Raw genomic sequence first — 20,146 nt, forward strand, 5'->3', positions numbered from 1 at the left:
TCCGGCCGTGGAACCCGACACGAGGAAAGCGTCAGTCGGCATGTCGGTTGGGACTATATGCCCGCATACCATTCATAACCGCGATCCTCCCAGAAGCCGCCATTGCCGCCGTAGAGCTGGCCGAGATCGGCGACGGCTTCGATGCCGGTCAGGTATTTTGCCTGCTTGTAGCCGAGCTGGCGCTCGACCCGGAGCCTCAGAGGCGCGCCATGGGCGACTTCGAGATCGCGGCCGTTCATGGTGTGGGCAAGGATCGTCTGGGGGTGAAACGCATCGACGAGATCGATGCTTTCGTAATACCAACCGCTGCCGTCGAGCGTCTTTTCATATTCGTCGGCGCAGTGGAAGACAATGTAGCGGGCTTCGGGTTTCAGGCCCGCCGCCTGCAGCAGCGCGCCGAGCGGCACGCCGGTCCATTTGCCGATCGCGCTCCAGCCCTCGACGCAGTCATGCCTTGTGATCTGCGTGCGAGCCGGCAGGGCTTTCAGCTCCGCCAGCGACAATTGCATCGGCTTGTCGACCAGCCCGCCGACCTCGAGTTTCCAGCCCGAAAACCGCTGGTTCATCCAGTCGATATAGCGGGCATTGTCGGGCATGCTCGTGCCATTGGCGCGGAAGGTCGGCGAGATATCGGCTTCGGTGAATTCACGGGCGAGCGCGTCGTCACCGAGCAGGAAGCGCTGCGTCTTCATGCTGAGGCCTTCGGCGATCTTCAACACCGATTTCGTCCGATCGTTTTCGACGAGGGCATCGCAGCCGGCGAGCCCCAGCGCCGATGCCGTCATGGTCGCGCCGATCAGGAAGCGACGCCTGGTGATGATGCGGCTCATGACTTTCCTCCCTGCCCGATGTCGTAATAGCCGGTGATCATCGAACGCAAATTGTTGAACACGCCCGAGACGAGCACCATCGCCACATGCACGGCGACGAAGGCGACGAGCGAGAAGGCGGTCAGGAAATGCAGCGTGCGGGCCGATTGCCGGCCGCCAAACAGATCGAGCAGCCAGGGCGCGACCGCGTTGAAGCCCGGCGACATGGTAAGCCCCGTTCCGATCATCAGCGGCAGCAGCACGAAGATCACGGCGACATAGGCGAGTTTCTGCAGCGTATTGTAGTGGCGGGCCTCGGCCCCTTTGGGAAAGCGCAGCCGGGCGTGGCTGACGATCTCATGGCCGAGATGCGAAGGCTTCAGCTCTTCGGCCGCCGGCAGCAGATCGCGGCGGAAATGCCGGCTGACGAAACCATAGGCGAGATAGATGAAGCCGTTGATGACGAACAGCCAGGCAAAGAAGAAATGCCAGCGCCGGCCCGATGCCAGATCCTGGTAGCTCGGCAAGGTCAGCCAGTTCGGAAAACCGCGCACCGCAGCCTCGCCGTCGACATTCGAAACCCCGAGAATGCCCGTCGTATCGAAGCTCAATCCGCCCAAGTGCGTCACACCCTTCAGCGCATCGCCTTCCTGTTCCGCCTCCATGGAAATGAAGGAAGGATCGTTGTCGGCGCCGTACTGGCCCCAATAGAGCGCCGGATGGGCGTTGAATATCTGCAGGCCGCTGTATAGCAGCACCGTCATGCACAGCACGTTTACCCAGTGCGACAGGCGCACCAGCAGGCCATGGCGGTAGAAGAGCGTGCGTCCGCTCGCCATGCCGGCATCAGTCGTGGCCATTGTAGTTCCTCCGGATCGGCGTGAAAGGTCTTCGCGAGAAAGGACGCGGCCGCCGGCCAAATAGTTTCAGCGGCCGCGGCGGAAGCTTATTTCATCGCGTCGCAGGCCTTCATCATCGTGTCCTTCTTCATCGTGTCCTTCTCCATGCCGGCATTGTGCATGCAGTCGGCCTTGGTGCTGCCGGTCGCCATTGCGTCCTTAGACATCGCATCCTTGGACATCGCATCCTTCGACATCGTGTCGGTCTTCATGCTGTCTTTCTTCATGGCATCGCTGCTTTGGGCGCTGGCGGCGCCGGCAAGCGACAGGCCGATGACGAAGGTGCAGGCGGCAAGGCTGGAAAGGATCTTGGTCATGAGGGTCTCCTCGGATCGATTGACATGTCCGCCGGCACCCGCCGACGGCTCACAGTCCTGAATTCGATCGCTTTGCGAAGGCGGTTACAGCCTCACGCTTATGTGATAGCGCTACAGCGCCGCGCGGCTTTTGGAGACGCGCAAGTGACGCTGTAAACTTTGAATTGCCGGCAGAAGTTTTTTGAACCCGCCTGTAACGAAAGCGTCATCCACCCGAATGATATTGCAGACGACATGACGAGCGCCCATTCGGAACAAGCACTGAAGATGCTGATGCTTCTTTCCCTCGACGGGGACGAGGCAGCCTATCGGCGTCTGCTCGTGACGTTGCGAACCCTGCTCGTCGGTTATTATGGCGGGCGGATCGGCGCCACGGCGAAATCCGACACGGAAGATCTCGTGCAGGAGACCTTGCTGGCGCTGCATGCGCGCCGGGCGACCTATGACAGGGAGCGGCCGTTCACCGCGTGGTTCTTCTCGATTGCCCGCTACAAGCTGATCGACCACCACCGAAAGCATGGCGGCCGGTACAAGGCGGAAATGGAACTGGACGAGGAGATCGAAGACGACTTCAGGGAGGATGCGATTGCAGCGCGCATGGATGTCGAACGGCTGCTGAACGGCCTGCCGCAGCACCAGCAGGAGCTTATCCGTCAGGTCAAGCTCGAGGGGCAGTCGGTGGCCGACACGGCAAGCCGCACCGGACAGTCGGAATCGGCGGTCAAGGTCGGCGTTCACAGGGGCATCAAGGCGCTGGCGGCAAGATTGCGAGGTGGGATGTGAGAGAGACCGAGGACGTCATCGACAGCCTTGTCCGGGATCTGAAGCCGGTGCCGAGGCATGCGCTCGAACGCCGCTTCGCGCTCGCCATCCTGCCTGCTCTGGCAGTCTCGCTGCTACTGATGATTATCGTCCTCGGCCTTCGCACCGATATGGCGCAGGCGCTGATGCTGCCGGTCTTCTGGATCAAGTCCGCCTACAATGCCTTGCTTGCAATCGCCGCCTTCGCGGCCGTTTACCGCCTGTCCCGGCCGGATGGCTCGGAGGGCCGCTTTTTCGGGATTGCCGCAGCCATCATACTCGCCCTCGCCGTCATGGCGGTCATTCAACTCGCTCTGTCGCCGGCCGCAAGCTACCCCATGCTGGTGCTCGGCTCCTCCGCCTTGCATTGCCCGCTGCTGATCTTTGCCTTTGCCATGCCGATCCTGATCGCAAATACCTGGGTTCTCCGTGGCGGCGCCCCGAGCAACCTCGGCATCACAGGCTTCATCGCCGGCATTGCCGCCGGCGCATCCGGCGCCTGGGTCTATTCCTGGTTCTGCACGGAAAACGGCCTGCCCTTCGTCACCCTCTGGTATTCGCTTGGCATCCTCTTGACCGGCGCAATCGGCGCGCTGCTCGGCCCCCGCCTCCTGCGCTGGTAGCACCGGCTGTTTACGGCACTGCGCCACTATTCCTTCATCCGGCATGAAACCAGATGCAGCATTCCTGCGTACTAGTCAGGGGATGAGTCTTGCGTACCCCTGGATCGGAAAACACAGGCAGCGAGGAATGACGGCATGGTCAGGAAAGAAGGCGTAGCCCACCTCACCCGGCAGGTCGCGGAACAGGGGCTGGCCAGGCTGATGATGAGGCTGCCTGCGACGCGGGCAACGATCAGAGCAGTTGCGGCGAGCCAACCCCATTTTTATGAATTGTGCGGCGCCTACGGCGAAGCCTGCGCCGTCCTCGATCGCATGCGCCGGGATAGATCGGCCGATCCCGCAATCATCACCGAATATGAGATCATTTGCGCGGAAATCGAGGTCGACGTCATCAGGATCCTGCTCGGCGATCAATGACTTCGCAAGTGCTGGGCGGAAGGGCCCGCGATGATGCAACGCCATTTACTGCCGGCATCCCTGTCAGCTCGCCAGGTCATCCACATGGATGGAGATGCTCAGCGTATCCGTGTCGAAATGCAGCGAAGTCCCATCGGAGATCTTGTAGTGGAAGGACTCGCTCACCTCTCCGCTAAGCCCGGCGAGCTTTGCCGCGTCGGCCGTATAGCTATAGTCACCATCACCGTCGATATGGATGGTGCCGTATTGGCCGGTCAGCGTCACGCCGTCCTTGTCGACGAATTCGCCCTCGAAGCGGCGAAGCAGCAGGGTTCCATTGGCCGAGCTGTCGTTTTCGAGGAGATTGCCGTAATGGGCGCCATCCAGATCGGAGGAAATTTTCAGGCTGTCATGGGTTGCGACAAGCGCAGGCGCCGTGTCCGTGTGCGTCGTATCGCCGACGGCGAGACTATCGCTGCTCGCAAGCATCGTCGCCTGGGCCTCGTCGAGCGTCGTGTTGTTGCTGACGGGGAAGGTGTTCGCGGCGATGATGGCGGGAGATATGCTGTAGGGCTTGACATCGCTGGCGATGACATTGTCGTGGAAGGAGCCGGATGCCGGCCTGTCAACCTTCAGCGCTGCCTGCGTCAGGTCGTCGAAGACGTTGTTGTGGATCTCGATACCCTCGCGAACGTAACTGGTCGTGCCGGAGGCGCTGACCGCCACGCCCCATACACCATCGTGGATGTAATTGCCTGAAATGTCGTAGTCCCTCGTGTTGCCCTGGTCGCCGAGACCGATGGCGTAGGACCAGCTGTACCCGCCATACCCCGATATATCGTTGTCGTGGATGGCGATGTTCGTGCCCGCTTGCGCGCTGATCCCGAAGCCGCCGCCAACCAGTGCATTGTCCTCGACCACGGCATTCGCTATGCGGATGAGCGCCAGCACGCCCTTCGGCGTAGCGGCGCCCGTCTGGTCGAGGTAATTGCCGCTGATCACGATATTGCTGCAGTCGTTCATCTGGACGGCATCGGCCGCGGTGCCGTGGGCATTGGTGACGGTGTTGTTGAGAAAATTGACGCCGTTGACTTTTTCGATCCAGACGCCGTCGCCGTTCACGTCGTTGATCGTGCTGTTTTCGATGGTGATGTTCGAGCCGGTCCGGAAGGTGATGGAACCTGACTTGCCCGCCAGTCCGGTGTGATCGACCTCGACGTTGCGGACCGTCCAGTTCGAAACACTGCCGCCATAGATGGCCGCGCCGCCAGTGTCGGAAATCTTGATGTTCTCGATGACGATGTTCGATGCATACAGGCTGTGGATGCCGTCGTTGGGGCTATGGATGACCGGCGCCGCGCCGACACCATAACTGCCGATCGTAATCGGAGCCGCAACGCTGCCGGAGTATTTAAGGTCAAGCTGATCGTTGAAAACGCTGCCGGCGGCAAGCAGCACGCTGTCGCCCGGCTGCAGCTTCAAGTTTTCCACTGCCCAGAACGATGCAAACGGCGTGTCTTCGCTCGTTCCGTTGTTGCTGTTGGAGCCTGTCGCTGGATTCACATAATAGATTGCCATATCGCCTTGTTCTCGAATTGCCCGCGCAGCCGTCTGAATCGGCTGCGACGCGTGGATCGGATGCGGTCGGGGCTAAAGGCCAAGTCAAAAGGCCTTCGATATTGCCCTCACGACGGTTGGCAGACCCTGTGGGCCTGCCTTGGTCCCGAGAACGCCTGGCGGAGGCGGTATCCTGCAAATGACAACTTATACGAAAACAATCTACTAAATAACGACCGAAAGGTGAATGAACGATAATCGTACACCTCGTCGCAGAGGTGAGACGTCCTGTTTCAGGTCAGTCGCAAGCCGGAAAGGTTGAGGCCGTATTGCAGCCCCTTACCCTCACCCGGCGACAGCCGGATGAGGGACACTGCGGAGCCATTTGATGGCGAGAGCAACGCTTCCCCGGAAGGAACGCCTCCCGGCATAGCGCCGGCTCCCGGCACACTCACCTCAGCTCAGCAAGCCATCCAGATGGATGAAGACGGTCAGCGTATCCCCGTCGCTATGATGGGAGGTTCCATCGTTGATCCCGTAGCTGAACGACTCGCTCACATGTCCGCTATGGTCAGGGAGCTTCGTTTCATCGAGCGTGTAGGCATAGTTGCCTTCCCGATCCACGTGGATCTCACCATATTCCCCGGTCAGCGTCAGGCCGTGCTTGCCGACGGTTTCCTCCCCGAAGCGCCGAAGCACCAGAGTGTCGTTATCCGAGCTGTCGTTTTCGAGGAGATTGCCGCGATGGGCGTCGCCCGTATCGGTAAAGATCTTCAAATTGTCATGGACGGCGACAACCGCCGGATCCGCGGAGGCCTCCATCACTGCCGCAGTCTTCGCAACCGGGCTTGCCAGCGCCGTCTCGACATTCGCGACCGTATGGTTGCCTTTGACCGTGAAGGTATGCGCGTCGGCAATGGCCGGCGATATGCTGGTGGCCTTGGTGCCGGTCTCGATCGTATTGTTGTAGAAGGAGCCGGATGCCGGCCTGTCGACCTTCAGCGCCGCCTGCGAGAGGTCGTCGAAGACGTTATCGTGGACCTTGATATTCGTGCGGGTATAGCTGGTGCCGCTGGGGGCACTGACGGAAACGCCCCATGCGCCGTCATGAATATGGTTCCCTGAAATATCATAGTCCCGCGCATTGCCCTGGTCGCCGAGACCGACGGCGAAGGACCAGCTGTAACCGTGGTATCCGGATATGTCGTTGTCGCGGATGGCGACGTTCTTGCCCGCTTGCGCGCTGATGCCGAAGCCGCCGCCGGTGAGCACATTGTCCTCAACCACGACATTCGTGTCCCGCACCAGCGCGATCACGCCCTTGGGGCTGCTGGCATGCGTCTGGTCGAGATGATTGCCCTTGATTAGAATATTGCTGCTGTCGTTCACTTGCACGGCATCGGCCGTCGAACCATTCGCGCTGGTCACGGTGTTGTTGAGAAGCTTGACGCCGGCGACCTTCTCGATCCAGAAGCCGTCGCCCTTGACGCCCGATATCTTGCTGTCTTCGACCGTGACGTTCTTGCTGCTCCGGAAGGTGACGGCGCCTGCGTTTTCCGACAATCCCGTCTTGGCGATCTCGACGTCGCGGACCGTCCAGTTCGTGACACTGCCGCCATAGATGCCCGCACCGCCGGTATTCGATATCTTCAGGTTCTCGATGACGATGTTCGAGGCATAGAGACTGTGGATGCCGTCGCCACTGCTGTGGATGACGGGTGCCGCACCCGTCCCGTAACTGCCAATCTTGATCGGCGCACTCTCGCTGCCGGAATATTTGATATCGAACTGCTCGTTGAACACGCTCCCCTTGGCAAGGAGCACGCTGTCGCCGGGTTTCAGCTTCAAGGATTCCACTTTGGACAAAGTCTCAAAAGCCGATTTCTGGCCCGTTCCGCTGTTGCGGTCGGAGCCAGTTGCTGAGTTCACATAGTAGACTGTCATATCGCCATGTTGCCCTGTTCGTCGGATCGCTATGTCGCCGCCGGGATCGACCAGGATCGGCCGATCGGATGCGGCGGGGGCAACCGGCCACGGCAAGAAGGCGATAAGATGTTGTCAATGGGGCAGAGCGCGGGCTCGCGGGCCTTATTCCACAGGCAATCGCGCAGGTCTGATACGATACCGGAAAGCTGCAACCTGTCCGAAAAACTTTTGGCACTGTAATTGCATAAATCGGGGCTCGCATCGTTCGGTGACGGCTGGGCGGCAACGCACTCCAACTCGCCGCAGCGGCCCCGTCCTTCGAGGCCCCCCACGGCGCGATTTCACCCCCTCGCCTGTAACGCCGCCCTCAGCGGCAACCGCGTCGCCGCAAGCGCCGGCAGCGCGCCGCCGATGATGCCGATAGCAAGACCCAGCAAACCCGCCGTCAGGATGACGTCAGGGGTGACGTCGAGCTGGAAGGCCATCTTGGTATTGTTGGCGCCCATCGTGCTTGCCTGCCAGCCGTCGAAGGCAAGACGGGAGGCGAGGATGCCGAACGCCGCACCCGCGACGGAAAGCAGCACGGCCTCGATCCAGGTCGCGGCGAAGGCCGGCAGGCGGCCGAAACCGAGCAGCCGCAGCGTGGCGATCTCGACGGTCCGGTCGGAGACCGAGCTCATCATCGTATTCAACGCCCCGGCCGTGGCGCCGACCGCCATCAAGAGCGCAATCGGCCAGCCGAACAGGCGGATCAGGCTCTCGGTGCGCTCGGCCTGCGCGGCATAGAGATCAGCCTCGGAGACGGCGGTGAGGGGCGGACCTGAGAGACCGGACAGGCGTGCGCGCAACGTCGCCAATGCGCTCGCGGCATCGCTCCCGCCATCGAGCCGCACCCGCAGGCTCTGCACCTGCCCCTGCCGGTCGAAGGCCGATTGCACCGCTTCCAAATCCGCCCAGATCTCGGATTCGAAGGCGCTGCCGCCTGAGGTGAAATGGCCGGCGACCCTCCAGTCGACCGCGCCGAAGCGCACCGTCTCACCGACGGCAAAGCCGGAGAAAGTCTGGGCGATGCGGGCGCCGACGACGATCTCGCGGGCGCCGGGCGAAAATAACCGCCCTTCAGAAAGCCGGGCGCGCTCGCGCAAGCCCGGGCCTGCCGCGTCCATGCCCCTCAGCGACAATGTCTGGTCGGCATCGTCGCTTGCCCTGATATCGACGGGAACGACGGTCTCGCGCGACAGCGCCAGCCCGCCCTCACTGTCGCGGGCAATCCCCGTGTCGCCGCTCATGGCGGCAAGGCTGCGGATCGCCTCGGCCGGCACATCCGAGCCGGTCTCCTGGTTGGTGCCGCCGCCGAGGATAACGGCGACATCGGGCGAGCCGGCCCCGGCAAGCGCGGCCTCGAAGCCGCGCGCCATCGCCAGGAAGCCTGCGAGTACCGCCGCGACAAGGGCGACCGAGAGTACCATCGACAACGAGATCGCCAGCCGCCGCGGCAGGCTGCCGAGGTTGATTCTGATCATGAGAAAGGTCTGCTTGAGCGCTGATGACATTGGATTATCTCGTCCTGAAAGCGTTGACGATGGGCAGCCGCATGGCGCTGAAGGCGGGCAACAGCCCGGTCATGAGGCCGAGACCGACAATGATCGCGACGGATTTCAGCAGCACATCGGCGCTGAAGACGAGGCCGAATGCCGGCCCGATCGAGAGCGTCGCGAGCTTGGCGAGAATGAGCCCGCCCGCGCCGCCGACGGCGAAGATGAACAGCGTCTCGCCGAGGATGAGCGCCATGATCCGCCCGCCGGAAAAGCCGAGCACTTTCATGACGCCGATTTCGAAGCGGCGTTCCCTCACGGCAAAGAGCATGGTGTTCACAGCGATCATCAGGATCGTCACGAAAGCGGCGCCGACGACGAGGCTGACGATCAGGCCGACATCGGCGAATTGGCGGAGAAAGGCCTCGAGGAACTGCTTTTCCGACTGCGTCCTGGTCTGAGCCGCCGAATTGGCGAAAAGCGCGTCGATTCGCGCCGCGAGCAGGCCTGATGAAACGCCCTGGCGCGGGCGCACCACGAAGGCGTCGACCGTATCCTTGTCGCGGGCGCGGGCCGCATTGATCGTGTCGTAGCGAGCGAGCATGAAATAGGTGTCGGTGCTGGCATCGGCCCCCTCGAAGATACCCGCGATCACGAAACCCCAATCACGGCTGCCGTCCTCCTTCATAAGCTGGCTGGTGACGCCGATGCGCTGGCCGACCGACCAGCCCTGCGCCTCGGCCAACGCCCTGCCGACCAGCACCCGGTCGCCGCCCTCTTCGAGCGCGGCGATCAGCTCCGGTGTCAGCCCGAGCTCTTTGCCATTGGCGGCGGCAATCGCGCTCGGATCGACGGCGCTGACGACGACCACATTCTTCGCGACCTCGACGAAACCGCGCATGCGCGCGGTATAGGCGACGGCGGCGACATCGCCGTCGGCCGCGATCCTGTTCAGATAGGCGAAGGGCAGCGGCAGCCCCCGGCCCGATTTGTTGAAGACGCCGAGCAGATTGTCGCTGGCGCCTGTCGCCCCCTGGCTGCCGCTGACGAAGCTCGCCGTCAGCCCATAGATCAGGAAGGCGATGCCGACGGAAAACATCAGCAGCACGGCGCGCAGCCGTTTGCGCCAGGCATTGCGCCGCATGAGTTCGAAGACGGTCATCGGTCTGCCCCCTCGGCGAATTCGCCCTTGTTGAGATGCAGCGTGCGCCGGGCGAAGGAGGCGGCCTCGGGATCATGCGTGACCATGATGATGGTCTTCTGAAGCTCGCGATTGAGAAAGCCCAGCATCTCGAGGATATCATTGGCGGATTTCCGGTCAAGATCGCCGGTCGGTTCGTCGCAGAGCAAGAGGTCGGGATCGCCGACGATGGCGCGGGCGATGCCGACGCGCTGCTGCTGCCCGCCGGACATGCTGGATGGAAACTGCCGCTGTCGCCCGGAGAGCCCGACCAGATCCATGACGGTCTCGACGCGCGCCCGCCGCTCCTTGCGCTTGAGCGGCTTCAACAGCAGCGGCAGCTCGATATTCTCGCCCGCATTCAGCATCGGCAGCAGGTTGTAGAACTGGAAGACGATGCCCATGCTGTGTGCGCGCCAGGCGGCTCTGGCGCCTTCGCCCATCTGCTCGAGATGGCTGCGGCCGATCCTGATCTCCCCTCCGTCGGGGCTGTCGATGCCGCCGAGCATGTTGAGCAGCGTCGATTTCCCCGAACCCGACGGCCCCATGACGGCGACGAAATCGCCACGTGCAATGGAAAGGTCGAGCCCGGAAAAGATCGGGATCGTCTCCGCGCCGATCCTGAATGCCTTCCTGACGCCGCGAAGCGCGATATAGGGTTCTTGAGTGTCGGTCATCGCTCTGCTCCTTGCTGATGGTCTGTGCTATCCCCGGCCTCACCCACCAGAAGGCGGATGCGCGCGGCCATGGCGGGACGCATGTCTGACGGCGGCGAGGAGAGTGCCAGGCGTAGCGTCACTGTCCCCTTCTCCCGCGAAATCATTGGCGCGATCTTCGATATTTCGACCGCAAAGGGCCGGTCGGGAAAGCCGTCGAGCACCGCCTCGCCACGCAACCCCGACCGCATCAAGGCGATATTCGCCTCGGCCACGTCGGCATCGATGACCATGTTTGCCATGTCGGCAATCGCAAGCAGGCTTTCATTCTCCCGGACGCTGTCCTCTCTCGACAGCACGGTGTCGCCGACATGTGCGGTAAGTCGCGTGACGGTGCCTGATATCGGCGCCCGGACGGTCAGCGCTTCCACCTGCTCGCGCGCCCTGTCGATATCGAGATCCGCCTTGGCCACGTCCTGCCGTGCCTGCAGGGCAGCATTTTCGGCAGTGTCGAACGCCGTCTTCGCCTCCTCCAGCGTCTGCGCCGACATCGCATCGCGCCCGGCCAGCCGCTCGGTGCGCATGAGGGAGGACCGCGCCTGCGCCAATTCAATAGTCTTCGCTGCCAGCGCCAACTCCGCCGATTGCCGGGTGATCTCGGCTCCCTGAAGCGCAAAGCGGGCGCCGGCATCATCGAGCCGCACCAGCACCTGGCCTGGTACGACCCTGTCGCCCGCCTCGACCTCGACGGCAACGATCCGACCTTCATATTTGGAAAAGACGGTAGCGATATCGGGCGCCACGACGTAGCCGGAGCCGGTGACTTCCCGGGTTGGCAATCCCCTCTCCTCTGGGGTATCTGAGGGCAGCGCCCGGATAGGACCGGCGGCGGGCACGTCGGTTCCATCGACGGATATTGCGGCCTCGTCCTCGCCTATGAGACCCGCAAGCACAGTCTCGATGCGCTCCAGCGTTTCGGGCCGATAGAGAAGCGCCACCGCCAGCGATGCCGTCGCGACAAGGGCCAGTATTGCTCCGGGAATCACCCGCCGCCGGGCCTGACGATCCGGCGGTTCCGTCTTGAAGGCCGCGGGCTCGATCGAAAGCGATCTCAACTTGGCGGCAAGGTCTCGGTCATGTTCTGATGTCGTGTTCATGCCGCCAGAATGACCAACGGCAACAAAACCGCGACCTCGAACGCGTTTCTGACAGTCCTCGATCGCGATTGTGTACTTGGCGCGGCAAGGCACCCGGGTCAGCCCTCATGGTGAGGGTGAGAAGCGGTCCGCGAAGCGGAGCAATCGATCCAGTGAATCGATTGCAGTGACGAACGAAGGGCCGTCTCGAACCACGAGGGCGGGTGATTGTGTGCATCTGGCTGTGTGAAGCGCCGGCGGCCAGCCCCGTGCTTCGAGGCCCCTACCGGGCGCCTCAGTATGAGGCTGGAGAGAGGACAGTCGTCACTTCAGGGCGAAGCCGAAGAGACGCCGGATCCGCCCTTCCTCTCACGCCAGGCAAGCGGCGTCATATCCGTGACGCGGCGGAATTCGCGGTTGAAGTTGGACTTGGTCTGGAAGCCGACCTCGAACATCACCTCGGTCACCGATTTCTGGGTCGCAGCAAGCAGCCGGCAGGCCTCGTCGATCCTGTAGTCATTGACATATTGCGAGACATTCTTGTCCATCGCCCGGTTGATCGTCGCCGAGATCTGGCGAGCGGGAATGCCGGCCTTGCGGGCCAGCCGGTCGAGATTGAGATTGGCGTCGCGATAGAGTTTCCTTGCCTCCATCAGCGCATCGACCGTGGCGATCGTCTGCTTGTCCTCGGTCGTTTCGGACTTCAGCACCGTCTCCACCGCCTCGGCCGGCGCCCGGCTTCGGCTGGCGGCGGCTGCCGCGATGCCGAGGATGACGAGAACCGCGAGATTGCTGACGCTGATCAGCGTCAGCGCATGCTCGCCATGCGCCCATGTGAAATCGAAAAAGACGAAGATATCGACCAAGGCCGACAGGCACAGCGCCGCCGCCGCGAAGATGATTGCCCGATAGGCCGGCACCGCTCCCTCGAAGGGCGCTAGCCGAAGCGCATCCGCGCCCGGCCGCATCAGAAGCAGGATCGCCAAGGCATAGCCGACGAAAACAAGCACCAGCGCGAGATCGATCGCATCCCGCCGGAACGCCATCAAAAGCAGGATGACCGCGGCAGGCACCGCATGCAGTGCAATGCGCGTCGGCAGCGGCCGCCGGCTCGTCCTTACCAGCCTCGAAACCCCGGCATAGGCAAGCGGCGGCACCATCGCCGCGGTGACAGGCATGATCACGCCCACCGCCTGCACCCCGTAGCCCCAGCGCAGGCCGGAGAGGGCTGATTGCAGCACGGCGAGCAGAATCAGTGCCAGAAACGGCAGGTTGGGCTGCGCCTCCTCGTCGCGCCTGAGGACGGCAACGAAGAGGATGAGCAGCAGAAGGGCAACGACGAAGGGAAGCGGAATGAACAGCATGGCCTGATAGGATCGGAGTGGCGAATGGATGGCCATCATTGCCGAGATCCTCAGCCGGCGCGACCTCCATCATGTTTTAGTACGCGTTTAGGCTGGGATTTTTTTGTGAGCGGCATTGCCATGAAGTTGCTCTACTGCGAGCTGCCTAGCCGAGAGCGCTTTGTGCTGCGCAGATCCGATCGACCAAAGCATCGAGATCGCCCCTTGGCGGACGGTTCTTGGCCAGGCGCTGCTTGAGATGCACGATCGGCTCCGCCAGAATTTCATCAAGGCTCTCGGCGCAGGTGAAGTCGCCCGCCACGCTTTTGACCTTTGAATTGTCAAAGATCGCCGACCATGCCTTGTCGCCCCGCAGCGGGCCAACCCACTCCGGATTGTACCGGACCAGGGTGTCCGTCGGCACGTGTACGATCTTGGCCTCGACGCCCAACAATCTGGCGATCGCCGTCTGAATATCGTTCCAGATATGAGCGCGATCGGAGGTGATGTGGAAGATCTCGTTCAACGCCGCCGGCTTGCCGAAAAGCCCGACAAAGGGCACCGCGAAATCAACCGAGCGGGTCAGTGTCCAGGGCGTGTGGCCATCGCCCGCCACGATGGTGGGCTCGCCGTCCAGCATGCGTCTCGCCATGACGTCGCTGTCACCCATCATGATGGGCAGGCCGGTGCGAACGGTGTGACTGGGACGGACGATGGTCCAGGCGAGATTCTCGGAGTTCTTGAGCAGCGTCTCGCAGGCAATCTTGTCCTGGCTATAGCGCCAATAGGGGTTGATCGCCGGTGTCTGCTCGGTAATCACATAGTGACGCGGCGGCTTTTCATAGACCGAAGCCGAAGAGATGAAGATGTACTGGCCGCAGTGCCCGGCAAACACATCGATGTCACGCGCGACTTGATCCGGCGTAAAGGCAATGAACTGGCACACGACGTCATAATTGGCCTTGGCCAAGTCCGCATAGGCGGGTGCCGCGAGATCGCCGACGATCGCGGTAACCCCCGCAGGCAATGGGTTGCCTCTCAAACTGCGGTTATAGACGCTGACATGGTGGCCCTGAACCACGGCGCGCTCGACGCATGGATATGAAATCTGGCCGGTACCGCCAACGAAAAGGATTTTCAAAGCCATGGGAAGGACCTCGGTGTCGGATGTGGCGGGATATGCGGTCAGTCTTCATAGCGCGAAAGAAATCGGTCGTCTCCTGCAAAACACGTACACCGGCTCGCGTCGTTTGGATCGACCTGTCCCGTAAACCAACGTGGTGCCATTCCGTATAAGCCGATCGGACAACGTGAGGTTCGGCCGCAACCAGCCATTGCCGATACCGCGAAGATCTCTATCTCAAGCCAATAATGCCTCTTCTGTTTGAGATCAGCACAAGACGGAGGTTCTCTTGAAGGATTATCTGCCCTATGCAGCCGGGGCGCTGGCAGGATTGCTGGTCGCCTTTCTCATATCTCGCCTGTTGATGCTGTCGGAGACACCGCAGCTCGTGCTTTTTGCATTGCTGCCGGCAGTCGCCGGCGCGGTCGTCGAACGCGTTTGCCATCGCCGGCCCAACAATTTTTGAAGGGTTCCATGGCAAGGCTGAAAGAAATCGTCATCGATTGCGACATTCCCTCGCGTGTCGCCCGCTTCTGGGCGGAGGCGCTCGATGGTTACGAGGTGATGCCATATGACGACGACGAACTGACCCGCCTGGCCGCTCTCGGATTGACACCCGAGACTGACCCCACCGTGATGGTCGAAGGTCCCGGAACCCGCCTTTGCTTCCAGCTTCGCTCAGGGGAACGTCCCGCCCGCAACCGGCTTCATCTCGATATTGCCACCCCCGATCGGGCCAGGGAGGTAGAGCGGCTTCTATCGCTCGGCGCGACCTTCGTCCGCGAAGCGGATGGATACACGGTCTTGAATGATCCCGAAGGCAACAATTTCTGCGTGGTGTCGGAATAGTCCGCTCCGGGCCGAAAGCCCGCGCTGCAGCATGAACGGCACCCATCTCAGGTCGGCCATACCAGCGCCGAACCGGATCTCCCGCGGAATGTCTGGATCAGACGCGATTCAGGAACTCGATCACGCGGAGGGTGAGCAGCACGGTCGCATCCGCATCATAGGACGGCAGCGAGCTGTCGGCGAAGTAGTGCTGGTCGCCTGGGTACAGGAAAAGCTCCGCGTCCTCGACCTTCTCCACGATCTCGCGGGCGGCGTCGATGTCGCCCTCGCCGACGAAAATCGGGTCGTTGTCCATGCCGTGGATCTGCACCGCGACGCCGTCCGGCCAGGGTCCGATGGCCCACTCGCCGCTGATCGGCAGGCAGGAATAGAAGAGCAGAGCCCCGCGGGCGCCGGGCCGCGTCTGCGCCAGCTTCTGCGCCGGCAGCACCCCGAACGAGAACCCGGCATAGACGAGCGTGGGCGGCAATTCGCCGGCGAGGCGCACGCCGCGCTCCCGCATGGCGTCGAATCCGATCTCCCCGATATAGGCGATCCCCGCTTCGATGCTTGGGAATGTGCGCCCGTCAAACAGATCAGGCGTGTGCACGATGTGACCGGCTGCCCTGATATCGTCGGCAAACGAGCGCACACCCGGGGTCAGCCCCTGTGCGTGATGGAACAAGAGGATCTCAGCCATAAGGAGCCTCCGGGCGGTACGGTCGGGCACATCACCACTCTACAGCGTCGCCGCCTTGCCGGGAAGAGTACGGACACGTTGCCGAACAACATCTGCAAACCCGCCGAAAACCGATCGGTGGGAAACCTCCGTGACGCTTTACCGGACTGATAAGGCTGAAAAACCTTTCTGAGACCTGTACATCGACTGCTCCATTCCGACGGCATTTTCCACAGATCTTCTCCTATGCCTTCATGCGCTCAGTCCGGCATTTTAGAGCGGGAAAAGCGGCCAAAGAAACGTCCTTCCAAACCTCAATGGCGGGGCGGCATAGTTTCAGGCTTTGCCGAACCACCGCGATGCGGCCTGCGCGGCTTTCTCATTGTCAGGTATAGCCTCACCAGCCCACGCCACGAAACCGTCGGGGCGCACGAGCAGCGCGCTCAGTCCCAGCCGATCCCTGGCGTCACTGGCGACATAGGTGATCCCATTCCAGCGACCTGCCAGCGCTTGCAGCGGTGCACCGGCGTCAAAGTCCAAAAGCAGGCCTTTGCCCTCCCTGAGATGATCGCCGAGCTTCGTCCCGTTGGCCAGCTCGAAATCGGGAGCGCTGCGGCCGACCAGCGGGTGACTGCCGCCAAGATCGTAGCGGAGAGACACACCCCAGACGCGCTCGGCAAAGTATGTCGCGCCGTCACGCGTGTCGATCAGGTCGCGGATGATGGCTTCGAGCGCGCGCGAACTCCGACTCGGCCGCATCAGTGCGACCTGGGCGCGCGACCAGTCGAGAATCTGCACTCCAACTGGATGCCGTTCGCCGAAATAGCTGTCGAGCAGGCCCTCCGGCGCATCGCCGCGGATCGTCGCTGCAAGCTTCCATCCAAGATTCATCGCATCGCCGAGCCCGAGATTCAGGCCCTGGCCGCCCAACGGGGAATGGATGTGCGCGGCGTCACCTGCAAGCAGCACTCTGCCCTTGCGGTAAGCCGTCGCCTGGTAGGCGCGATCCGTCCAGGTGGTGGCAAGCTCAAGGCCCGTCACCGTGACATCGGCGCCGGAAATACGCCGCAACACCGATTGCACATGCTCCGGCGTAATCGGCTGCGTTCGGTGAAACGCGCCCCCGTCGAAATCGACCATCGCGATGGTGCCGGGCTTTTGGTAGGTATACATGCCTGTTGGCGTGTAATGGCGGCCCGGGGCGAGCTTCTCCGGACCGGCCATCTCGACCTGAACGGAATAGCCGGTGAACTCCGGATCGGTGCCAACGAATTCAAAGCCGCCTGCCCTGCGCACGGTGCTGCGCCCGCCGTCACAACCGATGAGCCATCGTCCGCGAAAGATCTGGCCACCCGCGCGAACGGTCACGCCTTCGCCCGACTGGTCGAAGCCATCGACACCGAGCCCGCGCCTGATCTCGACACCCATCGCGCTTGCGTGGGCGGCCAGCGCGGATTCGAGGTGCTCCATCTCGACCGCCATGCTGGTACCGGCCGGACCTGGCAGGCGATAGGGCCACGTCGAGGTGTCGATGGTGTCGTGAAAGAACTGAATGCCGGCGAAATGCCCGCCCGGGCGACGCGGCTGCTGCATCCAATGCGCTGAAGTCGCTTGATCTTTTTCGCGCTTCGGCGCCATGATGTCATCCAGCAGCGCGCGACGGTAGAAGGCTTCGATGGTTGGCGCGGAAAGGCCGCGCATGCCGAACGGCAGCCGCTTCAACGGCGAATGCGGGTCTTCGGCCTGCTCCAGCACCAACACCGAGAGGCCGGCCAGCCGCAGCTCGCAGGCCAGAAACAGACCGACCGGACCTGCACCTGAAATCACAACGTCATGAATCATGAGAAAATCGGGCATGAACTACTCCTTTATGGTCGTTCGACCGGAGCAGTTCGTCGTTTTGAGAACCACACGGACGAACAATGGGACGCTTGAACAGCGTCCGTTGTTCGTCGTGGAGAACTCATGCGCGAGGCAAGGAACAGAGCTTTCGTTTCCGAAAGGACTTGGGCCAACCACACCAAGTCATGCCTTTTCCGACATCGGCAACATAGCCGCCGAGCGATCGATCGGCAACAGAAGATATTCTCTTCTGAAGGTCTGCGGGGGTAATGCCGCTTATGCCATGTCGGACGACGTGTACAAGATTTCTTCCGCAGATAGAGGGAGATGCGCTGATCTGCCAGTCGGCCGATTTCATCGCAGCAGCCCGGCAAGGCTGACGCTCTCCCGATTTGCCGTGCGAGACATCGGCGAACGCGGGCGCACCCTCGGGTCAGCCCTGTACGTGATGAAACAACAAGACCCCAGCCACACGGAGCCTCCGGGTGGGACAGTCGGGCGCTCATTCTCCCCAGCGCCCTCGCCTCGCCGGGAAGACGTCAGTCGCGGGCCAGGCCGTCGATCGCCGCCGCCAGCTTCACGAGGTCTGCGGCGTAGAACCCGGCGGCGTTGAGGCAATTCGTCTCAAGCAGCTTCAGTCCCTCTTCGGTCCGACAGATATCGATGACATAAGCTTGGGAGTAGCCAGGATTGATGTCGACCATGCGCTGCCCGAAGTCCAGCGCATCGTCATCGACCTCGTGGCGGTGGACGACACGCGATCCCTCTTTGTAGAGCGAATAGGTGACGATCCGACCGTCGACCACCCAAAGACGCCATTCGCGCAAGATGCGAACAGGCTCGGTGAGCATCAGCAGCGTGTCGTGACGAAGCGATCCGTTCGGGATTTCATCTTCGTCGAGCGCCAGCACCGTCTCTGCCATACGGATGATCTCGCCGGTCGATTTAACATTGCCGGGCTCCTCCTTGCTGTCGTCGACCGGGCGCAGGAACCAGTCCCTGCCGTCATCCGCCAGACGCTGGGGGACATCCCGGAGTGTCAGGAACAGCGCATCAGCGCCGTTGAGGAGGTAAGGATGCCACACCTGTTCGTGAACGAAAGGACGCAGCTTGAAGACACCCGGCCGGTAACCGTTCGCTTCGGCGTTCTTCCACAGCGTGTAGGAGCCGAACATGACTACTGAACCCGGATCAGCAACGATCGGCTCGGGGATGAGCTCGCCGACGAACGGTACGACCTTGTGCCATGTGTAGGAGATTCCAAGCTGGTCGAGCGCCTCGGCCAGCTTGCTAGTATCTTCGAACTGCTGGAGAAGCCACTGCATTCTGTTGGATGCCTTTCAACGACTCGCTGGACGACCAGGAATCTATTTAAAGGTCATCGCATCCGATGCCTACGGCCCCGCCCCAAAGAATGCCAGCCGGGTGAAGATCGTGTAGTCCGCTTCCGATACCATCAGCGCCACGAAAACCAGCACCAGCAGCGGCGGCAGCAGGATGGCGTAGACGAGCGCCAACCGTTCCCAGGCCATGTGCATGAAGACGGCGACGATCAGCCCGGCCTTCAGCATCATGAACACGAGGATCAGCGTCCACCTGAGATAACCCTGGATGCCGAGATAATCGACCATGTAGGATAAGGCGCTGAGCACGAAGAGCAGGCCCCAGACAAAGAGATAGAGCCGGATCGGGTGCTGCTGTCCGGTGTGTGTTTGTGCATGCACCGTTTGGCTTTGCGCATGCGCCGTTGTCTCGCTCATGACGACCTCACCACAGATAAAAAAACGCGAAGATGAAGACCCAGACCAGGTCGACGAAGTGCCAGTAGAGGCCCATGATTTCGACGGCCTCGTAGCGGCCTTTCCGACTGGTGAAGAAACCGCGCCGTTCCACGTCGAAATCGCCACGCCAGACCTTGCGGGCAACGATGAGCAGGAAGATGACGCCGATCGTGACGTGGGTGCCGTGGAAACCGGTGATCATGAAGAAGGTCGATCCGAACTGTGCCGCCCCCCACGGGTTCTCCCAGGGTCGCACGCCTTCGGTGATCAGCTTCGTCCATTCAAAGGCTTGCATGCCGACGAAGCATGCCCCGAGAACGGCCGTCAGCAGCATCAGCATCGCCGTCATGCGGCGGTCGCGGCGATAGCCGAAATTGACCGCCATCGCCATGGTGCCGCTGCTCGAGATCAGCACGAAAGTCATGATCGCGATCAGGATCAGCGGCACGTTCTGGCCGCCGATGTGGAGCGCGAAGACTTCGCTCGGATTGGGCCAGGCGACCGGCGTCGACATGCGGGCGGTCATATAGGCGATCAGGAAACAGCCGAAGACGAAGGTGTCGCTCAACAGGAAGATCCACATCATCGCCTTGCCCCAGGAGGCGGTCTTGAAGGCGCGCTGATCCGAGCTGAAATCGGCGGCGACACCGCGCAGACCGGCTGGCCGGAGGTCGGGCTCGCCGTGTGTCTCGATAGTCTGTGCCATCTGCAAATC

At 62.0% G+C, this 20,146-nt stretch carries 21 protein-coding genes; 5 read left to right on the top strand and 16 right to left on the bottom strand.

Annotated features, from left to right (window positions below):
* Positions 1 to 53 precede the first annotated feature (53 nt).
* The 3 genes from G9X68_RS14445 to G9X68_RS14455 all read right to left on the bottom strand — a co-directional run bounded on the left by G9X68_RS14445 (position 54) and on the right by G9X68_RS14455 (position 2,025).
* Positions 54 to 830 carry a molybdopterin-binding protein gene (locus tag G9X68_RS14445; protein ID WP_011652532.1) on the bottom strand — a complete coding sequence of 259 codons (777 nt, stop codon included), beginning with the start codon at positions 828 to 830 and terminating at the stop codon, positions 54 to 56.
* Entirely contained in the window at positions 827 to 1,669 is an 843-nt protein-coding gene (locus tag G9X68_RS14450; RefSeq protein ID WP_171602928.1) for a cytochrome b/b6 domain-containing protein, read from the bottom strand. The genes G9X68_RS14445 and G9X68_RS14450 overlap by 4 nt, the downstream gene beginning before the upstream one ends.
* 86 nt (positions 1,670 to 1,755) lie before the next feature.
* A complete protein-coding gene (locus G9X68_RS14455) occupies positions 1,756 to 2,025 on the bottom strand; it encodes a pentapeptide MXKDX repeat protein (protein ID WP_018485766.1) in 270 nt (89 codons plus the stop codon).
* Between the two features lie 234 nt (positions 2,026 to 2,259).
* On the opposite strand from G9X68_RS14455, the gene G9X68_RS14460 reads away from it, so the two are divergent.
* The 3 genes from G9X68_RS14460 (at position 2,260) to G9X68_RS14470 (ending at position 3,866) form a co-directional block, all read left to right on the top strand.
* Positions 2,260 to 2,808, top strand: a complete 549-nt coding sequence (locus G9X68_RS14460; protein WP_168313114.1) for a sigma-70 family RNA polymerase sigma factor — start codon at positions 2,260 to 2,262, stop codon at positions 2,806 to 2,808.
* Complete coding sequence (locus tag G9X68_RS14465; RefSeq protein ID WP_171602929.1) at positions 2,805 to 3,449, top strand: NrsF family protein; 645 nt, start codon at positions 2,805 to 2,807, stop codon at positions 3,447 to 3,449. The genes G9X68_RS14460 and G9X68_RS14465 overlap by 4 nt, the downstream gene beginning before the upstream one ends.
* Before the next feature lie 135 nt (positions 3,450 to 3,584).
* Entirely contained in the window at positions 3,585 to 3,866 is a 282-nt protein-coding gene (locus G9X68_RS14470; protein WP_171602930.1) for a nodulation protein, read from the top strand.
* Between the two features lie 63 nt (positions 3,867 to 3,929).
* Here G9X68_RS14470 and G9X68_RS14475 read toward each other — a convergent pair whose 3' ends face one another.
* The 8 genes from G9X68_RS14475 to G9X68_RS14510 all read right to left on the bottom strand — a co-directional run bounded on the left by G9X68_RS14475 (position 3,930) and on the right by G9X68_RS14510 (position 14,325).
* On the bottom strand, positions 3,930 to 5,423 hold the full coding sequence (locus G9X68_RS14475) for a right-handed parallel beta-helix repeat-containing protein (protein ID WP_171602931.1): 1,494 nt from the start codon (positions 5,421 to 5,423) through the stop codon (positions 3,930 to 3,932).
* Between the two features lie 435 nt (positions 5,424 to 5,858).
* Entirely contained in the window at positions 5,859 to 7,346 is a 1,488-nt protein-coding gene (locus G9X68_RS14480) for a right-handed parallel beta-helix repeat-containing protein (protein WP_171602932.1), read from the bottom strand.
* A gap of 323 nt (positions 7,347 to 7,669) precedes the next feature.
* Positions 7,670 to 8,881 (bottom strand): ABC transporter permease, encoded by a 1,212-nt coding sequence (locus tag G9X68_RS14485; protein WP_171602933.1) that lies wholly within the window; start codon positions 8,879 to 8,881, stop codon positions 7,670 to 7,672.
* Positions 8,882 to 8,885: 4 nt separating this feature from the next.
* A complete protein-coding gene (locus tag G9X68_RS14490) occupies positions 8,886 to 10,025 on the bottom strand; it encodes an ABC transporter permease (RefSeq protein ID WP_171602934.1) in 1,140 nt (379 codons plus the stop codon).
* Positions 10,022 to 10,720: an ABC transporter ATP-binding protein gene (locus tag G9X68_RS14495; protein ID WP_171602935.1), complete on the bottom strand. Its 699-nt coding sequence runs from the start codon at positions 10,718 to 10,720 to the stop codon at positions 10,022 to 10,024. The genes G9X68_RS14490 and G9X68_RS14495 overlap by 4 nt, the downstream gene beginning before the upstream one ends.
* The gene (locus G9X68_RS14500) at positions 10,717 to 11,949 is read right to left on the bottom strand and encodes an efflux RND transporter periplasmic adaptor subunit (protein ID WP_171602936.1); all 1,233 of its coding nucleotides are present in this window, start codon (positions 11,947 to 11,949) and stop codon (positions 10,717 to 10,719) included. The genes G9X68_RS14495 and G9X68_RS14500 overlap by 4 nt, the downstream gene beginning before the upstream one ends.
* Positions 11,950 to 12,164: 215 nt before the next feature.
* Positions 12,165 to 13,238 carry a helix-turn-helix domain-containing protein gene (locus G9X68_RS14505; RefSeq protein WP_171602937.1) on the bottom strand — a complete coding sequence of 358 codons (1,074 nt, stop codon included), beginning with the start codon at positions 13,236 to 13,238 and terminating at the stop codon, positions 12,165 to 12,167.
* A 106-nt stretch (positions 13,239 to 13,344) separates the two neighbouring features.
* Positions 13,345 to 14,325: an SDR family oxidoreductase gene (locus G9X68_RS14510; RefSeq protein WP_171602938.1), complete on the bottom strand. Its 981-nt coding sequence runs from the start codon at positions 14,323 to 14,325 to the stop codon at positions 13,345 to 13,347.
* 265 nt (positions 14,326 to 14,590) lie between these two features.
* Between G9X68_RS14510 and G9X68_RS14515 the strand changes: the two genes are divergently transcribed.
* Both G9X68_RS14515 and G9X68_RS14520 read left to right on the top strand, forming a co-directional pair.
* On the top strand, positions 14,591 to 14,767 hold the full coding sequence (locus G9X68_RS14515) for a hypothetical protein (protein ID WP_171602939.1): 177 nt from the start codon (positions 14,591 to 14,593) through the stop codon (positions 14,765 to 14,767).
* 8 nt (positions 14,768 to 14,775) lie between these two features.
* Positions 14,776 to 15,150 carry a VOC family protein gene (locus G9X68_RS14520; protein WP_171602940.1) on the top strand — a complete coding sequence of 125 codons (375 nt, stop codon included), beginning with the start codon at positions 14,776 to 14,778 and terminating at the stop codon, positions 15,148 to 15,150.
* 97 nt (positions 15,151 to 15,247) lie between these two features.
* Here the strand turns inward: G9X68_RS14520 and G9X68_RS14525 are convergent, their stop codons facing one another.
* The 5 genes from G9X68_RS14525 to G9X68_RS14545 form a co-directional block, all read right to left on the bottom strand.
* The gene (locus G9X68_RS14525; RefSeq protein ID WP_171602941.1) at positions 15,248 to 15,829 is read right to left on the bottom strand and encodes a dienelactone hydrolase family protein; all 582 of its coding nucleotides are present in this window, start codon (positions 15,827 to 15,829) and stop codon (positions 15,248 to 15,250) included.
* A 315-nt stretch (positions 15,830 to 16,144) separates the two neighbouring features.
* Positions 16,145 to 17,665 carry an FAD-dependent monooxygenase gene (locus tag G9X68_RS14530; RefSeq protein WP_171602942.1) on the bottom strand — a complete coding sequence of 507 codons (1,521 nt, stop codon included), beginning with the start codon at positions 17,663 to 17,665 and terminating at the stop codon, positions 16,145 to 16,147.
* Between the two features lie 524 nt (positions 17,666 to 18,189).
* The gene (locus tag G9X68_RS14535) at positions 18,190 to 18,975 is read right to left on the bottom strand and encodes an ATP-grasp domain-containing protein (protein WP_171602943.1); all 786 of its coding nucleotides are present in this window, start codon (positions 18,973 to 18,975) and stop codon (positions 18,190 to 18,192) included.
* Between the two features lie 69 nt (positions 18,976 to 19,044).
* Positions 19,045 to 19,410 (bottom strand): cytochrome C oxidase subunit IV family protein, encoded by a 366-nt coding sequence (locus tag G9X68_RS14540; RefSeq protein ID WP_171602944.1) that lies wholly within the window; start codon positions 19,408 to 19,410, stop codon positions 19,045 to 19,047.
* Positions 19,411 to 19,417: 7 nt separating this feature from the next.
* Positions 19,418 to 20,137, bottom strand: a complete 720-nt coding sequence (locus G9X68_RS14545) for a heme-copper oxidase subunit III family protein (RefSeq protein WP_171602945.1) — start codon at positions 20,135 to 20,137, stop codon at positions 19,418 to 19,420.
* Positions 20,138 to 20,146: the final 9 nt, after the last annotated feature.

Source organism: Rhizobium changzhiense (genome assembly GCF_013087625.1).
In the GTDB taxonomy this organism is placed as follows: Bacteria; Pseudomonadota; Alphaproteobacteria; order Rhizobiales; family Rhizobiaceae; genus Rhizobium; species Rhizobium sophorae.